Raw genomic sequence first — 19,093 nt, 5'->3', positions numbered from 1 at the left:
ATTTGTTCTACGCATGTTCCTGTTTTGTGTCAACAGCGGCCTGAGCAACCTATAAAGGCACGTAGAATACCTGGGTTCCGGCATCCAGGGCAGGGTCGTTCGGCGGGCGCATCAGAAGGGCGTTCGCCTGGGCAAGGATGGACAGGAGCGAACTGTCCTGATCTCCGAACGCGGTAATCCGCCCGTTTTCCACCATGGCACGCATGTAGTGCTCGCGCGGTCCGTTCGCCGGCAAAGACTCCGCCAGGGTCGCGTGCTGGAAAGACACATCCGTTTCCAGCCCCAGCATGCGCCGCACCATCGGCAACACGAAGATATATCCGCAAACCATTGCCGATACCGGGTTTCCGGGCAATCCGACCATCGCGCGCCCGTTCAATCGACCGGCCATGAGAGGTTTTCCGGGGCGCATGCGCACCTTGTAGAATGAACGTTCCATGCCAAGGTCGGCGGCAACGTCCTCGACCAGATCATGATCTCCGACCGATGCCCCCCCGATGGTGATCACAAGGTCTGATCCCTCGGCCAGACCGAGCGCAGTCCTGAGCGAACCGTGGGTGTCGCGGGCGATCGGCAGCAATCGCACATGCGCGCCCTTGCCTTCGAACAGCGCCTTGAGACCGAAGGTGTTCGAGGCAATGATCTGGTCAGGGCCGGGCGTGCCGCCTGGCATCACCAACTCGTCGCCTGTCGAGATCAGAGAGATAACCGGTTTGCGGTAGACACGCACGAACGGTCTGTTCATCGCGGCGAGCAAGGCGATGTCTTCGGGCCGCAAGACGCGCGGTGCCGAAATCGTCTGACCGACACGGAAATCGGCCCCCGCCGGACGGATGTTGGGCTTGGTGCCTGGATCGTCGGTGATGGTGATCAGGTCACCCTTGCGCTTGACATCCTCTTGAATCACCACGAAATTGGCCCCTTCAGGAACCGGGGCGCCGGTGAATATCCGCACGGCCTGACCGGCGCGGACGGTTCCGGTGAACCGGTGCCCGGCGGCGGCTTCGCCGATGACCTTGAACATGGCATGGCGCTCGACCTCGGCGGATTGGAGCGCATAGCCGTCCATGGAGGAGGCGGCGAACGGTGGCTGATCCCGCGTCGCCGCGGCATCTTCGGCAAGGACCCGCCCGGCGGCTTCGGCCAGCGGCACATCTTCGCTGTCCAGTGGAGAAACCAGCCCCAGCAGCAGTTTCCGCGCTTCTTCGACCGTAATCATTTAGCCTCGTAACGTCCTGATTTTCCACCATCCTTCAGGACAACGCGGATGCCGCCGATCTGCATCGCCTTATCGACGGCCTTGACCATGTCGTAAACCGTCAACGCCGCGGTGGATACCGCCGTCAGCGCCTCCATCTCGACCCCGGTCTGCCCGGTGGTCTTGACCGTCGCCTCGATCTGGACCCCCGGCAAATCGGGGTCGAGGGTCAGTTCGACCGCGACCTTGGTCACCGGCAAGGGGTGGCACAGCGGTATCAGGTCCGGGGTCTTCTTGGCGCCCATGATCCCCGCCAGCCGGGCCACGCCCAGCACGTCGCCCTTCTTGGCGCGGCCTTCCGAGATCAGGGTAAACGTCTCGGTCGCCATCTCGACATGGCCGCGGGCGACGGCAACCCGGTCCGTGACCGCCTTGTCGGACACGTCGACCATATGCGCATCGCCCTTGGCATCGAAATGGGTCAGCGCCATCACATTGCCCCCGGCATCAGCGGCTCCGCCAGCAGGGACCGCGTGGCCGCCGCGACATCGTCCTGCCGCATCAGGCTTTCGCCGATCAGGAAGCAACGCGCGCCATAGCGTGCCATGTCCGCCAGGTCCGCAGGCGTGTTCAGCCCGCTTTCGCAAACGATCATTCGGTCGGGGGGGACCAGCTTCGAAAGCCGGCGCGTGGTATCCAGTGAGGTCTCGAAAGTCTTGAGATTTCGATTGTTGATCCCGATCAGCGGGCTTTCCAGCCTTGCGGCCCGTTCCAGCTCGGCCTCGTCATGGACCTCGATCAACACGTCCATGTCCCAGTCGATAGCGGTCTGTTCCAGCTCTGCGGCCTGTGCGTCATCCACCGAGGCCATGATGATCAGGATGCAATCGGCCCCCAGGGCGCGCGCCTCGACGACCTGATAGGGGTCGTACATGAAATCCTTGCGCAAAGCCGGCAGGTTACAGGCCAAGCGGGCAGCGGGCAGATACTCCTTTGCTCCCTGGAAACTGGGGGTGTCGGTCAGCACGGAAAGGCAGGTTGCACCGCCTGCAGCATAGGCGCGGGCAAGTGCGGGCGGCTCGAAGTCGGGTCGGATCAATCCCTTGGACGGGCTGGCCTTCTTGATTTCGGCAATCAGGCCATAACCGGTGCGGGTGGCGCGCGACAACGCCTTGGCGAAGCCGCGCACAGGCCCGGCATCGCGTGCCGCGGCATCAACCGCCGAGAGCGGTACACGGGCCTTGTCGGCGGCCACTTCTTCAAGCTTGTAGGTCTTGATCTTGTCCAGGATAGTCTCGGTCATGCGGGTTCCTGTGTAATGCGGGCAAGTGCTTCGACCTTTGCGCGGGCCCTGCCGCTGTCGATGCTCTCGGCCGCCATTGCAACGCCTTCGCGCAGATCGCTGGCGGTTTCGGCCACCACCAGGGCGGCAGCGGCGTTCAGCAGCACCGCATCGCGATAGGCCGAGGGCGCACCGGCCAGCAACGCGCGAAACGCGGTTGCGTTTTGCTCGGGCGTGCCGCCAATGATTGCCTCGAACGGGTGCGCGGGCAGGCCAGCGTCTTCGGGGTGCAACTCGACCTCCTTGACCTGACCGTCTTCCAGCGCGGCAACCCAGGTGATGCCGGTGATCGTCATCTCGTCGGTTCCGTCCGAGCCATGCACCAACCAGGCGCGGTCCGACCCGAGCACGCCCAGCGTTTCGGCCATGGGCCGGATCAGCGACCGGGCAAACGCGCCGGTGAGCTGACGCTTGACACCGGCCGGATTGGTCAGCGGCCCGAGAATGTTGAAGATGGTGCGTGTGCCCAGTTCGGTGCGCGTCGGCATTACATGGGCCGTGGCCGGATGGTGCATGGGCGCCATCATGAAGCCGATACCGACCTCTTTCAGTGCCTTTTCAACCACTTTCGGGCCAACCATCACGTTGATCCCCATCTGTGACTGCAGGTCTGCCGTGCCCGATTTGGAACTCAGGTTGCGGTTGCCGTGCTTGGCCACCACCACGCCTGCGCCAGCGGTGACGAAGGCAGTGGCGGTCGAAATGTTCAAGGTGTTCTTGCCGTCGCCGCCGGTGCCCACGATATCCATCGCGCCCTCGGGCGCGATTACGGCATTGCACTTGGCCCGCATCACGGCGGCGGCGGCGGCATATTCGTCGACCGTTTCGCCACGCGTTCTGAGCGCCATCAGCAGGCCGCCGATCTGACTGGGCGTCGCCTCGCCTTCGAACAGGATGGTAAAGGCCGCCTCGGCCTCGGCCCGGCTCAGCGGACGGTCGGCAGCAGCGCCGATCAATGGCTTCAGCGCGTCGCTCATGCCGGAGCCTTCATCGTGTCAAGGAAGTTCTTCAGCAGGGCATGCCCGTGCTCGGAGGCGATCGATTCAGGGTGGAACTGCACCCCGTGAATGGGCAGGTCCCTGTGCTGCAGGCCCATGATCGTGCCGTCTTGCAGTTGGGCGGTGATTTCAAGGCACTCCGGAAGGGTTTCGCGTTCGACCACCAGCGAGTGATAGCGCGTCGCCTCGAAGGGCGAGGGCAGGCTTGCAAACAGGCCCTTTCCGGTATGATGCATCTTGCCCATCTTTCCGTGCACGATCTCGTGGCAGCGCACGACCTTGCCGCCAAACGCCTGGCCGATTGTCTGGTGCCCCAGGCAGACGCCCAACAGGGGGGTGCGCGTTTCTGCGGCCGCCTGGGTCAGTGCCAGGCAGATGCCGGCTTGATCCGGATCGCAGGGGCCGGGGCTCAGCAGGATTCCCGCAGGCCGCAGGGCCATCGCTTCCTGCACATCCAGCGCGTCATTCCGGCGCACCTCGATCTCGGCGCCCAGTTCGCCCAGATAATGTACGAGGTTGTAGGTGAAACTGTCGTAGTTGTCGATCAAGAGCAGCATCTTGGGCCTTGTCCTGTCGGGCATTAGGGGCTGGTGGCACGGGGTCCAGCCAAGCTATAGTGGTCGCGCCCCTACATGTTCAGGCTTGCGCGGCAGCGTCAAGGGCAGACGGGTGCAACAGGCAAAAACTAGAAACAAGACTAATCTAAAGAGGCTTCACGAGATGGGCGGATATTTCGGAGGTATCCTGACGGGGGCAATCCTGATTGTGATTGCCGGAGTGTGGCTTTCGCTGTCCACGCCGATGCCGAAGCGCCCCGACGTCGCAAGCGACGTTCCGGCGGCGCAGGGCGGGGATGCTCCGTCCGAGACCGGGAATGTCTCAGGAATCGGGCGCGATGCCGATCTGGTCGAACTGGCGCCACGCCAGCCGGATGCGAAAGAGGCGGGCGAATCCGTTGCCCTGTCCAAGGCCGATACCCAACCTCCCGAAAAACCGGTGGTGGGCCCGGCCACCTCCATGATCGACGAACCTGCGCAAGCCGCCGGGGCGGATGTTTCCGTCGATACGATCGCACCGGTCGAACCCTCGCCGAAAACCGATGCTCCCTTGACGCCGCAGGATAGCGCGGAACCGTCCATCAGTACCTCGGCCCCCGTGCAACCCACGTTCCCTGCGACCCCTGCGCCCCAGCAGGCAACGGCGCCATCGGTGCCCGAAACGGCGCCGGATGTCGAAACCGCGAGCGACACGCAACCCGCCCAGGAAGGCGCCCCAATCGCAAGCGCGCCGGAAACCGATGCGACGCCGGTGCCGGACACGCAACCCGCAGTAGCGCCCGAAGCCGAGGAGGAAACGCCGCCTCGAATCGCCGCCCTGCCACAGATCGGGGACGACAGCACCACGTCCACACCGCAGGTGGGTACTCCGGTGATTCCCCTGACGGAACGCAACAAGATGTCCGAAGCGGCACTTGGAAAGGCGCCGCGCCCGATCGAGGACTTCGCCGCGCATTTCGAGAATCCCGACGACAAGCCGCTTTTGTCGATCGTTCTTATCGACGACGAGGACGGGCTTGGCGGAGAGGCTTTGCGCGATTTTCCCTACCCGCTGAGTTTCGCGCTTGATCCGAATGACCCGCAGGCCGCCGACAAGATGGCGCGGTATCGCGAGGCCGGAAGCGAGGTCCTGCTGATTACGGATCTGGCCGCGACCGCGACAGCCCAGGACGCCGAAGTCTCGCTGTCGGTCTGGCTGAACAAATTGCCCGAGACGGTCGGTATTCTGGAAGGAACCGGGACCGGCATTCAGGGCAACCGGGAGCTTTCGGACCAGGTGACGGCGATCGCGGCGGACACAGGGCGTGGTTTGCTGACGCAGGACAACGGGCTCAACACCGTCTATAAGCTCGCGGCACGGGACGGCGTGCCGGCGGCGGTGGTTTTTCGCGATTTCGACGGGGCTGGCCAGACTCCGACAGTGATGCGCAGGTTCCTGGATCAGGCCGCGTTCCGCGCAGGCCAGGAAGGCGCGGTGGTGATGCTTGGCCGGGTGAGACCGGACACGATATCGGCGCTCCTGCTCTGGGGGTTGCAGGACCGCGTGGAACGGGTCGCGCTTGCGCCGATTTCGGCAGTGCTGACCAGGGGTGTGCAGTAGAGGATATCGCGCCCCTGGGCGCGATGCCTTCGGCGAGAGCATTCCGGAAAAGATGAAGGGTCAGGGGCGGCGCGACACGGTAACGCGCAGCGCCAGAGTATCGTGGTCGAGCTCGAGCGGCGCCGTGCGGTGCAGGATCATCCGGCCCCCCGTCACGTCCATGCCGTCGCAACCGGCCCGGCCGCTCAGAACATGGAGAGCGACCTCGTCTGTATAGACGGGCAGGGTACGCGGACCGCTGACCGGCGCGACCGAGGCGATGACCTGACCCGGATCGAATATCAGGTTCAGGTCACGCACCGGGCCGTGGGGGAGCCTGCCGGCGATCGGCTCGTCCCCCGAAAAGCTCAGAGGCTGGCCGAACCGCGCCTGTTCTGTCCGCTGTTCGAAATGCAGCTCCATCCCGGCGCCCTCGATCACCGTCAGGATCCGTCGGAGCCCGGCAAACACCGAAAATGGCCCCTCGCTGGCCACATCAGCCAGGCTGAGCCGCCAAAGCGGCGGATTGCCGGCGATCTCCCGTGTCACACCGCCACCGTTCCGCCAGGGAACGGAAGCCAGGGTGAGCGGGTCCAGCACCCGCATCAGCGGTTGCCGCTGCCGGTGAACCGCGCCGCGTCCGCCGCCGCGCGCCGGATGGCGTTGGATTTGTGCACGGTTTCCATGAACTCGGCCTCGGGGTCGCTGTCATAAACCACGCCGCCACCGGCCTGGATATAGAGTTTGCGATCCTTCACGATCGCGGTGCGCAGGGCGATGCACATGTCCATGTCGCCACCGGCGCTGAAATAGCCCACGCCTCCGCCGTAGATGCCGCGCTTCTCGGGTTCCAGCTCGTCGATGATCTGCATCGCGCGCACCTTCGGCGCGCCGCTGACCGTCCCCGCGGGCATGCCGGCGAAGAAGGCGTCGAGCGCGTCCTTGTCCGGGGCCAGTTCGCCCACCACGTTCGACACGATATGCATGACGTGGGAATAGCGCTCGATGATGAATTTCTCGGTCGGGCGCACGGTGCCGATCCTGCTGACTCGACCGGCATCGTTGCGGCCCAGATCCAGAAGCATCAGGTGTTCGGCCAGTTCCTTCTTGTCCGCCAGCAGGTCGGCCTCGAGCGCGCGATCCTCTTCGGGTGTGGCGCCGCGCGGGCGAGTGCCGGCGATCGGGCGGATCGTAACCTCCTGCCCGAACACGCGCACCAGGATTTCGGGGCTGGCGCCCACCACCTGAAAACCGCCGAAGTTGAAATAGAACATGAAGGGCGAGGGGTTGGTACGCCGCAGCGACCGGTAGAGCGCGAAGGGCGGCAGCGGAAACTCCTGCGTCCAGCGCTGCGCCGGCACAACCTGAAAGATGTCGCCGGCGCGGATGTATTCCTTGGCCTTCTCGACCGCCGCCTTGTAGCCCTCCTTGGTGAAGTTCGATACCGGCGGCGCGGCCTCATGCGCTTCGCCCAGGTCGCGGCTTTCGCCGGGCATGGCGCGTTCCAGATCGCGCACCGCGTCCATCACCCGCTCTGCCGCCTGCGCATAGGCGGCACGCGCAGACTGCCCGTCGCTAACCCAGGCCGGAGAGACCACCGCAACCTCGCCCTTGACCCCGTCCAGCACGGCAACGACCGAAGGCCGCATCATCACCGCATCGGGCAGGCCCAGCGGGTCCGGGTTCACGTCGGGCAGATGTTCGACCAGACGCACCATGTCATAGCCGAGATATCCGAAAAGACCCGCCGAGGCCTGGGGCATGTCCTCGGGCAGGGCGATACGGCTTTCCGCCAGCAGCGCCCGCAGGTTGGCCAGCGGATTGCCGTCCTGGACCTCGAACGCGTCAGGGTCGAACCGGGCCGACCGGTTGAGCGACGACGTGGCCCCGTGGCAACGCCAGACCAGGTCCGGTTTCATCCCGATGATCGAATAGCGCCCGCGCACCTCGCCACCGGTGACGGATTCGAGCATGAAGGCGTCCTTTTGCGCGCCGGTCAGCTTGAGCATCAGCGACACCGGCGTATCGAGATCCGCGGCCAGTCGCGTGTAAACGACCTGGTTCTCGCCGGCCTCGTAAGCACGGGCGAAGGTTTCGAAATCAGGGGTGAGCGCCATGGTGTGGCCCCTTACTGGAAACTTGTCTGGACCGCATTCAACGCCCTCTGGTCCAGCATGGGCTGGGCGCGGGTCTGGGCGTCACGGACATAGATATCAAAGATGTTCTGGGCCAGCGCCTGGCTCATCTGTGCGGTGAGGGCCTGTTTCATCTGCGCCAGTTCCTCGGTTTCGGCGGGGGGCAGGATCTCGTCAAGACGCACGATGAAGGCTGCATCGGTGCCGGCAATAACCTTGAGATCTCCGGGCTCCATGGCAAAAACCTGCTCCATGAAATCGACCGGAGTGCCGTCGATGTAGGCGGTGCGGGTCAGGGCGTTCTCGACCCGGTAGGGCAGGCCGAGGGCCGTGAAATCGCCTTCGGTCGCCAGGCGCGTCACCATGGTTGCGGCCTTGTCTGCAAGCGCCTTCGCGGTCTCGTTCGCGATCCAGGCGGCGGCCACGCGGTCGCCCGCGCTTTCCAGCGGTTCGGGGCGCGGGGAAAGTTCTTCGTCCAGGCGCAAGGCAAAGACGGATCCGTCTTCGAGAAAGCGGATCTCGGGGAAATCCTCGGCCGTTACCTCGGTCGCGGCATCGCGGAAGCCGGAATAGGCGGCAACCCCTTCGGAACTGTCATTGACCCAGTCGATCTGTGCCAGTTCCATTCCGGTTTCCCGCGCCAGTTCCTCGAGCGTGGCGCCGCCAGCGAGCATGTCGTTCAGCGTTTCGGCCTGTGCCTCGATCTGGCGGCGGGCCTGTTCGCCGGCCAGTTCATCGCGCAATTCGCCCTCGACGCTTTCAAAGCTGGTGATGCGTTCGTCCAGTGTGCCATTGACCCGGAACAGGGCCGGCCCCAGATCCGTCGGGAAGGGACCCACCACATCGCCGACGACCGCCGCAAAGACCGCTTCGGCAGCCGCGCCCAGGTCGGCGGCGGTCATGTCACCAAGATCGACATCCGACAGTTGCAGGCCACGGCCCTGAACCAGTTGCTCGAACGTGGTTCCACCGACCTCCAGCTGTGCCTTGGCGCTTGCCGCGGCCTCGTCGTCGGCAAAGACCAGGCGCTCGACCAGGCGGCGCTCGGGCTGGTGGTATTCGCTTTCCCGGCTTTCATAGAGCCGCCGGACCGCGCCCTCGTCGAGCGTGACGCTGTCGAGCAGCATCTCCGGCGAGAGCAGGGCATAAGTGATACGCTTTGTCTGCGGCAGCATGAACCGCTCGGGATGCTCGGCGTAATAGGCTTCGACCTCGGCGTCAGTGGGTTCGGCTATCGGTTCGTCCAGCGTCGAAGGGGTAACGGTCGCCATGGTGAAACTGCGGCGGGCACCGACAAACCGGGCAAGGGTCTCGGCATAGGTCTCGGGCATGGCAAGCCCACCCATGATGGCGCCCTGAACCAGGGTGCGCGCCGATTCGCGGCGCAGATCGGCTTCGAACTCGGCCTCGCTCAGCCCGGCGTTGTCGAGCGCAAAGCGATAGCCTTCGGGATCGAACTTGCCGTCGACACCCTGAAAGGACGGGATCTGGACGATCTCCTTGCGCAGGTTCTCGTCGCCGATCGAGACCCCCAGACCGGCAACCTCGTTGTCGAGAGCTGCAATAGCCACCAGGCGGGCCAGCACATTCTGGTCGATCCCCAGGTCGCGCACCTGGCTCATTTGCAGGGCTTGGCCGGTCTGCGCCTCGATGCCGCGAATCTCGCGCTGCAGTTCGCGGGCATAGTCGTCGACGCTGATCGTCTCGTCGCCCACGGTGGCCACCGTGCGGACCGTACCGCTCAGGTTCACGGCTCCAAACCCGGCAAGGCCGGCCATCAACAGACCCATGAGGATCCAGACGAAGGTTCTCGATAAGCTCTTGACGCGTGCGGCCATGTCGCCCCCTTGTTGCGGCTTGGTCTGGCGGTTCTGCCATGCCTCGTTGATTGCCGCACTGAATACGCCGGGCGGCACCGGTGGGCAAGGTCAGATGCGGATTGTGGAAAGCCGGTCGAACAGTTGCCCTATTCCCGCGCGGTCGAGATTGGCAAAGGCGATGCGCAACTGTCTAGTTCCGGCGGTGTCGCCTTCGGGCATGAACATGGTTCCAGGCAGCAGAAGCACACCCGCCTCGCGCACCAGGCGTTTCGCCAATTCGTCCGAAGGGATGTCGAACGGATGCTCGACATAGGCGAAATAGGCGCCCAGCCCCAGCAGTTTCCAGCCTTGCGCTTCGAGCGCGGGCATCCCGTCGAGGATCGCCGCCCGCCGGTCGAGAATCTCGTCCCGTTCACCCGCCACCCACTGACCGAGGTTCCGCATGCCCCAAAGAGCGGCATGCTGTCCTATCTGTCCGGGGCAGATCGCGACAGTGTCGAGGAATTTCTCAATCTCGGCCAACAGCGCCGGATCCGCCGCCAGGGCGCCGACGCGGTGGCCGGTCAGGCGGTAGGCCTTGGAGAAGGAATAGAGATGGACCAGCGTCTTGTCCCAATCCGGGCGCGTGAACAGGTCATGCGGCGCACCGGAACGGCTGTCGAAATCGCGATAGGTTTCATCCACCAACAGACGCAGCCCGTGTTCGACGGCCAAGTCGAAAAAGGCGCCGACCAGATCGGCAGGGTATTCGACTCCGCCGGGATTGTTCGGCGTGACCAGCGCGATGGCGCGGGTGCGCGGGGTGAGCAGCTCGCGCGCGGCCTGCACGTCGGGCAGCAGATCGGAGCCAGTTGGCAGCGGCACCGCCCGGACACCGGCCATGTCGAGCCACATCTTGTGATTGAAATACCAGGGGGTGGGCAGGATCACCTCATCCCCTTCGCCGGTGATCGCAGCAATCGCTGCCGAGAACGCCTGGTTGCAGCCCGAGGTGATCGCCACCTGTGCCGCCGTGACCGGCCCGCCATAATGATCCGAGATCTGGCGCGCCAGTTCGGCGCGCAGGTCGGGATTGCCCAGAACCGGGCCGTAGAGATGCGCTGAATCCTCGGTCAGGGCGAAGTCTGCCATTGCCTGCCGCAATGCCTGCGGCGGCGGCTCGACCGGGGCCGCCTGGCTGACATTGATCAACGGTCGGTCGGGCGGGAAGCTGACGCCCTCGAGCCAGCGCCGCGCCTCCATCACCGGAGGGGCGAAAGTGGTCGCGGTGCGGGTCTGGGTCATCGGGGCTGCCCTGTCTGTGGCCTTTGGGATGGAAACGCGCCCTGCGGGGCGCGTGATCCGGGTGCGTTCAATCGGTTCCCCGGTAGGGTTCGACATATTGCAGCGCCATGTCCCAAGGGAAGAAGATCCAGGTATCCTGGCTGACCTCGGTAATGAACGTGTCCACCATCGGCCGGCCCTTGGGCTTGGCATAGACGGTCGCGAAATGCGCCTTGGGATACATTTCGCGCACCAGCTCCAGCGTCTTGCCGCTATCCACCAGGTCGTCGATAATCAAGACCCCTTCGCCGTCCCGCATCAGACCGGCATCGGGCGCCTTCAGAACCTGCGCCTGCCCCTGCGCCTGATGGTGATAGGACTTCACGCTGATCGTGTCGACGGTGCGGATGTCCAGCTCCCGGCTGACAATCATCGCCGGGGCCATGCCGCCACGGGTGATCGCCACGACCGCACGCCATGCGCCGTTGTCGGGGCCCTGGCCATCCAGCCGCCAGGCCAGCGCCCGGCTGTCGCGGTGGATCTGGTCCCAGCTTATGTGAAAACCCTTTTCGTGGGGCAGGCGGTGCGTGTCCTTGGCGCTCATGGCTGTCATCCCTTGTCGATGTCGGGAGCGTCGACCGCCTTCATCCCGACGATGTGATAGCCACTGTCGACATGCAGGTTCTCGCCGGTGACGCCCGAACTGAGGTCGCTGAGCAGATAGAGGGCGGATTTGCCCACATCTTCGATGGTAACATTCCTACGCAGCGGCGAGTTGTATTCGTTCCATTTCATGATGTAGCGGAAATCGCCGATGCCGCTGGCAGCCAGGGTCTTGATCGGCCCGGCGCTGATCGAGTTGACGCGGATCCCGTCCTTGCCAAGATCCTCGGCCATGTAACGGACCGAGGCCTCCAGCGCCGCCTTGGCCACACCCATCACGTTATAGTGCGGCATGACCTGCTCGGCACCGTAATAGGTCAGTGTCACGGCGCTGCCGCCTTCCGTCATGAGCTTTTCGGCGCGTTTCATGACGGCAGTGAAGGAAAACACCGAAATATCCATGGTCAGGCTGAAATTGGCGCGGCTGGTGTCGACATACCGGCCGCGCAGTTCGTTCTTGTCGGAGAAGCCGATGGCATGAACCACGAAATCGAGCTTGCCCCATTTTTCGGCCAGCGTCGCGAACAGCGCGTCGATCGAGCTTTCGTCGCCCACGTCGCAGGGCAGAACGATTTCGCTGCCCAATTGCGCGGCCAGCGGGTCAACCCGTTTCTTGAGCGCCTCGCCCTGATAAGAAAACGCCAGGTCCGCGCCCGCGTCGGAGAGTGCCTTGGCGATCCCCCATGCAATGGACTTGTCGTTGGCCAGCCCCATGATGAGGCCGCGTTTGCCGGCCATCAACTGATTTGACATGTTCGGTTCTCCGCCTCTCGTCGCGTCATGAGATTGTGGTTTATGCCATCGGACTTAACGCTTCAAGGGTGAGCGCTCTTGCCGGGGGGCAGAAGACCGCCTAGGCTTTGCCATAGCTTGTTCTAGGGGATGGATATGAGTGACAGATCTGGCATTTTTGCCGGCGATGATCCGTTTGCCATAGCGCGGTCCTGGTTGGCCGAGGCTGAACGAACCGAGGTGAACGATGCGAATGCCATCGCCCTGGCTACGGTGGACGCCGATGGGCTGCCCAATGTCCGTATGGTGTTGCTGAAGGATATCGAGGCCGATGCCTTCGTTTTCTACACGAACTACGAAAGCGCCAAGGCCAGGGAACTGGACGGCGCAGGCAAGGCGGCGTTTGTGATGCACTGGAAATCGCTGCGGCGGCAGGTTCGGGTTCGGGGCCTTATCTCGCGCGAGGACGGGCCGCAGGCGGACGACTATTATGCGTCGCGATCGCTCAAGAGCCGGCTGGGGGCCTGGGCTTCCCGGCAATCCCGGCCACTGTCGAGCCGTGCCGCCCTGATGGCCGAAGTCGCAAAGGTTACTGCCGCAAAGGGACCCAATCCGCCACGGCCGCCATTCTGGGGGGGATTCCGATTGGTTCCGGTAGAAATAGAGTTCTGGGCCGACGGTGCTTTCCGGTTGCATGATCGCTTTGCATGGCGCCGCGCCCAGCCCGGTGACAAGTGGGAAATTCAGCGCCTGAACCCTTGAAGCTCACGTAACGTGAAATGCAAATACCTGAAATATGAGGTATATTTTCGCTTGAAAATCGGGTCGGAAATCCGGCACACCAAGGGTCTGAAAAATTCAACCAACCACGATGGAAACGAAGTGGCCGAAGATCTGGGTAACATGTGTCAAGTGCGGGGTCGCGTGAAATGGTTCGACCCGACCAAGGGCTACGGGTTCGTGGTCTCCGATGAGGGTGGGCCGGACATTCTGCTGCATGTGAACGTGCTTCGGAATTTCGGGCAAAGCTCGGTTGCGGATGGCGCGCAGATCGAGTTGAACGCGCACCGTACGGAAAGAGGCGTGCAGGCGGTGGAAATCTTCTCGATCATACCACCCGAACGTTCGGAACACGTGGTGCTTTCCGATTTTGCGGAACTGGATCTCGAGACGATCAAGACCGCTCCGTTGGAACCGGCGCGCGTCAAGTGGTTCGACAAAAGCAAGGGCTTCGGTTTTGCCAATGTGTTCGGCCGCAACGAGGATGTGTTTCTGCATATCGAGGTTCTGCGGCAGTCGGGACTGTCCGAATTGCAACCCGGCGAGGCGCTTGCGATGCGCGTGATCGACGGAAAACGCGGCAAGATGGCAGCCGAGGTCTTGGCCTGGGAAGCGGCGATCAAGGACTAGGGGCGAGCGATGTGGCGTGCAATTCTGGTGCTGGCGGGACTGTTGCTGGCGATGCCGGTTTCGGCGACCGAAGCCTGCCGTGAAGACATCGTCCATATCAGGACGGAAATCTCTGAACTGAGTTTCGAAATCGAACTGGCCGCGTCTCCTCAGGACCGATCACGCGGTCTCATGTTTCGTGAAAGCCTGCCACTGCAAGCGGGTATGCTTTTTGTATTCGAGCGTCCACAAAGGGTCGCGTTCTGGATGAAGAATACCCTGATTCCGCTCGACATGATCTTTGTCGATTCCTCGGGCACGGTCACACGGATACATGCGAACGCGGTTCCCCATGACGAAACGCCGATTGCCGGCGGCGACGGGGTATTTGCCGTTCTCGAAATCAACGGCGGTCTCGCAGACCACTACGGCATAATGGCAGGCAGCGAGATGCGGCATCCGGTTTTTTCGCAGGGCCCTGCGGTTTGGCCTTGTTAGGGCTTTTCAAATCCCGAACACACCGTTAGGAAGACGCACGGTCCGGGGCGTGGCGCAGTCTGGTAGCGCACCTGTTTTGGGTACAGGGGGTCGTGAGTTCGAATCTCGCCGCCCCGACCACTTTCAGTTCGAGATGGGTTCTCCGCCGAGTTCGTCGAGCATGCGTGCCATGCTGCGACGGCTACCGGGATCGTCATAAACGATCCGGCGTGCCGGCCCCGAGTTTTGGGGCACGTTCAGAAAATTCTCAAGGTCAACACGGTAGGACCCGTCCGGCAGCGGAGTTGTATGCATCTGAAGAACCAGGCGAGGCAGGTTCTCATGCGTACCGTCATGCGCCAGGATGAGCGCGGCGGTGACATCGGGCGGCAGGTAGATCCAGCACTGCGCAGTATGTCTGTCTGGACGAAGGAAGGATTCGCTGGGATCCGAACAGGCAGATTCGAAACCCTCCGCCAGGGCCAACGGTTCGCTGCGGAATCGGGCAGCCGTATGCATCTCCGCTACATCTTGTGTGCATGCTGCAACGGCAATCGGTACCAACAACAGGATTCTATGCACATCGATCACGTCGATTTCTCGGCTTCCGTACCTAGTTTGCGAAAGAGTCTATTTCATTTCCAGATCGACCGCGAGGCGATTCCGGACGCTGCGCCGCAGAAATGGAGCGTTCAATAAATTCAAGAAAGCCACCTAACAGTCCTGCGAAAAATCGGAAATCCGTTTGCGGTCATTTGCAACAGCGCAGCAATTGCCTGTGCATAATCTGTGGAGGAATCGCAAGACATCAAACCGAGGGATAACCGGAGGATGTGGTCAATGGAAAAGTTTCCCTCAAAGACGTAAAATGATCGTTGACCTTCTATGGGTCCATACGTCAGATTGTGTGGGCCGGGTGTTGCGCCACTAAATCTGGTATTGAAGCCAGGGCGTCGCACAGATGGGACGACTGACAACCAACCAGCTCCTTATGGAACGCAGCTGTATCGCCGATGCAGTCGCGGGGGAGGTTTTGAGCCGGCCGGCGTGGGCCAGAGGCCCGGTGACAGATGCAGGCCAAAGGGCCGGGACGGAACAACAAGACCAGGGGCTGGGGATATGAAGATCGATAGAAAGTTCACGAAAGCAGGGCAGGATGCGTATGCGGACCTGGCGTTCGTCTCGGCGACGTCCGAGATCCGCAATCCGGACGGCAGCATCGTGTTCCGCCTTGACGACATCGAGGTCCCCGACGACTGGAGCCAGGTCGCAAGCGACGTGATCGCGCAGAAATATTTCCGTAAGGCGGGCGTTCCCAGCCGGTTGAAGAAGGTGCGCGAAAAGGGCGTGCCCGAGTTCCTTTGGCGTTCGGTCGCCGATGATGATGCCGAGATGGGCGGAGAGACTTCGTCGAAACAGGTATTCGACCGCCTTGCCGGCGCTTGGGCCTACTGGGGCTGGAAAGGTGGCTATTTCTCGACCGAAGAGGATGCACGCGCCTATTACGACGAGATGCGCTACATGCTGGCGACCCAGCGCGCCGCGCCGAACAGCCCGCAGTGGTTCAACACCGGCCTGCACTGGGCCTATGGCATCGATGGCCCGGCCCAGGGGCACCACTATGTCGATTACAAGACCGGCAAGCTGACCAAATCCGACAGCGCCTATGAACATCCCCAGCCGCATGCCTGTTTCATCCAGTCGGTTAGCGACGATCTGGTGAACGATGGCGGCATCATGGACCTTTGGGTGCGCGAGGCGCGGCTGTTCAAGTACGGCTCGGGTACCGGCACCAACTTCAGCCACCTGCGCGCCGAAGGCGAGAAACTGTCGGGCGGCGGCAAGTCCTCGGGCCTGATGGGCTTCCTCAAGATCGGCGACCGCGCGGCCGGCGCGATCAAGTCGGGCGGTACCACGCGGCGCGCGGCCAAGATGGTGATCGTCGATGCAGACCACCCCGATATCGAGCAGTTCATCCAGTGGAAGGTGATCGAAGAGCAGAAGGTCGCGAGCATCGTGGCCGGCTCGAAGATGCACGAAAAGATGCTGAACGGCATCTTCGCCGCGATCCGGTCATGGGACGGGGCCGAGGCGGATGCATACGACCCCAACGCCAACGAGGGGCTGAAGGCCGCGATCCGCGAGGCCAAGAAGGTTGCGATCCCCGAGACCTATATCAAGCGGGTGCTGGACTATGCCAAGCAGGGCCATACCAGCATCGAATTCCCCACCTATGACACCGATTGGGACAGCGAAGCCTACAGTTCGGTTTCGGGCCAGAACTCGAACAATTCGATCCGCGTGACCAACGCTTTCCTGAAAGCGGTCGAAAAGGATGCCGACTGGGAACTGATCAACCGCGTTGATGGCAAGGTTGCCAAGACCGTCAAGGCCCGCGACTTGTGGGAAAAGGTCGGCCATGCCGCCTGGGCCTGCGCCGATCCGGGCATTCAGTTCCACGATACCGTAAACGAATGGCACACCTGCCCCGAGGATGGTCCGATCCGCGGCTCGAACCCATGCTCGGAATACATGTTCCTCGACGACACCGCCTGCAACCTGGCCTCGATGAACCTGCTGACCTTCCTGAAGGACGGTGAGTTTCAGGCAGACGAGTACATGCATGCGATCCGCCTGTGGACGCTGACGCTGGAAATCTCGGTGATGATGGCGCAGTTCCCGTCCAAGGAAATCGCCCAACTGTCCTATGATTTCCGCACCCTGGGTCTGGGCTATGCCAATATCGGCGGGCTCCTGATGAACATGGGGTATGGCTATGACAGCGACGAGGGGCGGGCGCTTTGTGGCGCGCTGACCGCGATCATGACCGGTGTCGCCTACGCCACCTCGGCCGAGATCGCCGGGGAACTGGGGCCGTTCGCCGGTTACCAGCGCAATGCCGAACATATGCTGCGGGTGATCCGCAACCATCGGGCTGCTGCCTATGGCAAGGCCAATGGTTATGAAAAGCTGAGCGTCAAGCCGGTGCCGCTGGACCACGCCAATTGCCCGGACAACCGTCTGGTCGAACTGGCGATGACCGCCTGGGACGAGGCGCTGAGCCTCGGTGAGAAGAACGGCTATCGCAACGCACAGACTACAGTGATTGCGCCCACCGGCACCATTGGCCTGGTGATGGATTGCGACACCACCGGCATCGAACCCGATTTCGCACTGGTCAAGTTCAAGAAACTGGCCGGCGGCGGGTATTTCAAGATCATCAACCGCTCGGTTCCGGCCGCGCTGGAGCATCTCGGTTATTCCAGTGCCCAGATCGAGGAAATCGTGTCCTATGCCGTTGGCCATGGCTCGATCGGCAATGCGCCTGGGATCAACCATACCTCGCTCACCGGTCACGGGTTTGGCCCGAACGAGTTGCGCAAGGTCGATGCGGCCCTGGAGTCGGCCTTCGACATCCGCTTCGTGTTCAACCAGTGGACACTGGGACAGGAGTTCTGCACCCAGGTGCTGGGGATCCCCGACGCCAAGCTGAACGACCCCACCTTCGACCTGCTGCGTCATCTCGGTTTCTCGAAAAAGGATATCGAAGCCGCCAACGATCACGTTTGCGGGACCATGACGCTGGAAGGCGCGCCACATCTGGCCAAGGAGCATTACGCGATCTTCGATTGCGCCAATCCCTGCGGCAAGAAGGGCAAGCGGTTCCTGGGCGTGGACAGTCACATCACCATGATGGCGGCGGCGCAGAGCTTCATTTCGGGCGCGATCTCCAAGACGATCAACATGCCCAACAACGCCACCATCGAGGATTGCCAGAAGGCGTACGAGCTGAGCTGGTCGCTGGGGGTCAAGGCCAACGCGCTTTACCGCGACGGCTCCAAGCTGAGCCAGCCGCTGGCGGCCGCTCTGGTCGAGGATGACGATGAGGCCGCCGAGGTGCTGGAGAGCGGTACGCCGGTCGAAAAGGCCGCGGTGCTGGCCGAGAAGGTGATCGAAAAGGTCGTGGTCAAGGAAGTGATCCGCAGCCACCGCGAAAAGCTGCCGCACCGCCGCAAGGGATACACCCAGAAGGCCATCGTCGGCGGGCACAAGGTGTACCTGCGCACCGGCGAATATGGCGACGGCAGCCTGGGCGAGATCTTCATCGACATGCACAAGGAAGGCGCCGGGTTCCGGGCGATGATGAACAACTTTGCCATCGCGGTGTCCGTGGGCCTGCAATACGGTGTGCCGCTGGAAGAGTTCGTCGACGCCTTCACCTTCACCAAGTTCGAACCGGCGGGCATGGTGCAGGGCAACGACTCAATCAAGAACGCGACCTCGATCCTCGACTACGTATTCCGGGAACTGGCGGTCAGCTATCTCGACCGCACAGACCTGGCGCATGTCAAACCCGAGGGCGCGACCTTCGACGACATTGGCCGGGGCGAGGAAGAGGGTGTGTCCAACGTCACGCCGGTGACCGAAACCGCGGCCTCGAAATCGCTGGAGGTACTGAAACAGATCAGCTCGACCGGCTATCTGCGCAAGCGCCTGCCCCAGGAGTTGGTGGTGCTGAACGGCGGTGCCCTGAACGGCGGCGATCCGTTGGCCGCCCTTCAGACGCTCGTGCCCGAAACCGGCACCGCGACGGTGACGGTCACGGCGCTGAGCACCGGCACCGTGACCGGAATGGATGCTCGCACCAAGGCCCGCATGCAGGGCTACGAGGGCGAGGCCTGCGGCGAATGCGGCAATTACACGCTGGTGCGCAACGGCACCTGCATGAAGTGCAACACCTGCGGTTCGACAAGCGGTTGTTCGTAAGCGCAGGAAAAAGATCGCGCCCCACCGGGGCGTGTAGGGGCCGGGGTTTCCCTCGGAAATCCGGCCCCGACGAGATCCGGAACCGGCGGCGCGGCCCATCCGCGCCCGGCGTTCCAGCCGACGGCTCCACCTGTTGGGGCTGCCGGGTCCCGGGTGCGGCGGGGTGACCAGCC

At 63.0% G+C, this 19,093-nt stretch carries 17 protein-coding genes and 1 tRNA gene; 6 read left to right on the top strand and 12 right to left on the bottom strand.

Features of this window, described 5'->3' with window-relative positions; genetic code table 11:
- Positions 1–49: 49 nt before the first annotated feature.
- From BLT75_RS01205 to BLT75_RS01185, 5 genes are read right to left on the bottom strand one after another with little or no spacing between them, the layout of a single operon-like run.
- Positions 50–1,219 carry a molybdopterin molybdotransferase MoeA gene (locus BLT75_RS01205; protein WP_093026873.1) on the bottom strand — a complete coding sequence of 390 codons (1,170 nt, stop codon included), beginning with the start codon at positions 1,217–1,219 and terminating at the stop codon, positions 50–52.
- Positions 1,216–1,689, bottom strand: a complete 474-nt coding sequence (moaC, locus tag BLT75_RS01200; protein ID WP_093026872.1) for a cyclic pyranopterin monophosphate synthase MoaC — start codon at positions 1,687–1,689, stop codon at positions 1,216–1,218. The genes BLT75_RS01205 and moaC overlap by 4 nt, the downstream gene beginning before the upstream one ends.
- A complete protein-coding gene (gene trpC, locus BLT75_RS01195) occupies positions 1,689–2,501 on the bottom strand; it encodes an indole-3-glycerol phosphate synthase TrpC (protein WP_093026871.1) in 813 nt (270 codons plus the stop codon). Before trpC ends, moaC begins: the two co-directional genes overlap by 1 nt.
- Positions 2,498–3,517 carry an anthranilate phosphoribosyltransferase gene (gene trpD / locus BLT75_RS01190; RefSeq protein ID WP_093026870.1) on the bottom strand — a complete coding sequence of 340 codons (1,020 nt, stop codon included), beginning with the start codon at positions 3,515–3,517 and terminating at the stop codon, positions 2,498–2,500. Before trpD ends, trpC begins: the two co-directional genes overlap by 4 nt.
- Positions 3,514–4,095, bottom strand: a complete 582-nt coding sequence (locus BLT75_RS01185) for an anthranilate synthase component II (protein ID WP_093026869.1) — start codon at positions 4,093–4,095, stop codon at positions 3,514–3,516. The genes trpD and BLT75_RS01185 overlap by 4 nt, the downstream gene beginning before the upstream one ends.
- Positions 4,096–4,258: 163 nt before the next feature.
- Between BLT75_RS01185 and BLT75_RS01180 the strand changes: the two genes are divergently transcribed.
- On the top strand, positions 4,259–5,695 hold the full coding sequence (locus tag BLT75_RS01180; RefSeq protein WP_093026868.1) for a divergent polysaccharide deacetylase family protein: 1,437 nt from the start codon (positions 4,259–4,261) through the stop codon (positions 5,693–5,695).
- A 60-nt stretch (positions 5,696–5,755) separates the two neighbouring features.
- Here BLT75_RS01180 and BLT75_RS01175 read toward each other — a convergent pair whose 3' ends face one another.
- The 6 genes from BLT75_RS01175 to fabI all read right to left on the bottom strand — a co-directional run bounded on the left by BLT75_RS01175 (position 5,756) and on the right by fabI (position 12,308).
- Positions 5,756–6,280 carry a HutD/Ves family protein gene (locus BLT75_RS01175; RefSeq protein WP_093026867.1) on the bottom strand — a complete coding sequence of 175 codons (525 nt, stop codon included), beginning with the start codon at positions 6,278–6,280 and terminating at the stop codon, positions 5,756–5,758.
- Positions 6,280–7,791, bottom strand: coding sequence for an anthranilate synthase component I (gene trpE, locus BLT75_RS01170; protein WP_093026866.1), 1,512 nt, complete (start codon positions 7,789–7,791; stop codon positions 6,280–6,282). The genes BLT75_RS01175 and trpE overlap by 1 nt, the downstream gene beginning before the upstream one ends.
- A gap of 11 nt (positions 7,792–7,802) precedes the next feature.
- Positions 7,803–9,647: a peptidylprolyl isomerase gene (locus BLT75_RS01165; protein WP_093027317.1), complete on the bottom strand. Its 1,845-nt coding sequence runs from the start codon at positions 9,645–9,647 to the stop codon at positions 7,803–7,805.
- A 90-nt stretch (positions 9,648–9,737) separates the two neighbouring features.
- Complete coding sequence (locus tag BLT75_RS01160) at positions 9,738–10,913, bottom strand: aminotransferase (RefSeq protein WP_093026865.1); 1,176 nt, start codon at positions 10,911–10,913, stop codon at positions 9,738–9,740.
- A 67-nt stretch (positions 10,914–10,980) separates the two neighbouring features.
- A complete protein-coding gene (gene gpt / locus BLT75_RS01155; RefSeq protein WP_093026864.1) occupies positions 10,981–11,496 on the bottom strand; it encodes a xanthine phosphoribosyltransferase in 516 nt (171 codons plus the stop codon).
- 5 nt (positions 11,497–11,501) lie between these two features.
- Positions 11,502–12,308 (bottom strand): enoyl-ACP reductase FabI, encoded by an 807-nt coding sequence (gene fabI, locus BLT75_RS01150; RefSeq protein WP_093026863.1) that lies wholly within the window; start codon positions 12,306–12,308, stop codon positions 11,502–11,504.
- 135 nt (positions 12,309–12,443) lie between these two features.
- Here fabI and pdxH point away from each other — a divergent pair, with 135 nt between their 5' ends.
- From pdxH to BLT75_RS01130, 4 genes are all read left to right on the top strand, one after another.
- A complete protein-coding gene (gene pdxH / locus BLT75_RS01145) occupies positions 12,444–13,049 on the top strand; it encodes a pyridoxamine 5'-phosphate oxidase (RefSeq protein ID WP_093027315.1) in 606 nt (201 codons plus the stop codon).
- 120 nt (positions 13,050–13,169) lie between these two features.
- The gene (locus BLT75_RS01140; RefSeq protein WP_093027313.1) at positions 13,170–13,697 is read left to right on the top strand and encodes a cold-shock protein; all 528 of its coding nucleotides are present in this window, start codon (positions 13,170–13,172) and stop codon (positions 13,695–13,697) included.
- Between the two features lie 51 nt (positions 13,698–13,748).
- Positions 13,749–14,174: a DUF192 domain-containing protein gene (locus BLT75_RS01135; protein ID WP_245706311.1), complete on the top strand. Its 426-nt coding sequence runs from the start codon at positions 13,749–13,751 to the stop codon at positions 14,172–14,174.
- Between the two features lie 43 nt (positions 14,175–14,217).
- A tRNA-Pro gene (locus BLT75_RS01130) sits at positions 14,218–14,294 on the top strand.
- A gap of 3 nt (positions 14,295–14,297) precedes the next feature.
- Here BLT75_RS01130 and BLT75_RS01125 read toward each other — a convergent pair.
- The gene (locus BLT75_RS01125; protein ID WP_143028493.1) at positions 14,298–14,744 is read right to left on the bottom strand and encodes a hypothetical protein; all 447 of its coding nucleotides are present in this window, start codon (positions 14,742–14,744) and stop codon (positions 14,298–14,300) included.
- Between the two features lie 528 nt (positions 14,745–15,272).
- Between BLT75_RS01125 and BLT75_RS01120 the strand changes: the two genes are divergently transcribed.
- Positions 15,273–18,920 (top strand): vitamin B12-dependent ribonucleotide reductase, encoded by a 3,648-nt coding sequence (locus BLT75_RS01120; protein ID WP_093026860.1) that lies wholly within the window; start codon positions 15,273–15,275, stop codon positions 18,918–18,920.
- The last annotated feature ends 173 nt before the right edge of the window (positions 18,921–19,093 follow it).

Source organism: Ruegeria marina (assembly GCF_900101475.1).
Taxonomy (GTDB): domain Bacteria; phylum Pseudomonadota; class Alphaproteobacteria; order Rhodobacterales; family Rhodobacteraceae; genus Ruegeria_B; species Ruegeria_B marina.
The sequence above is the reverse complement of the archived record's forward strand: the minus strand, read 5'-3'. Positions and strand labels throughout refer to the sequence as shown.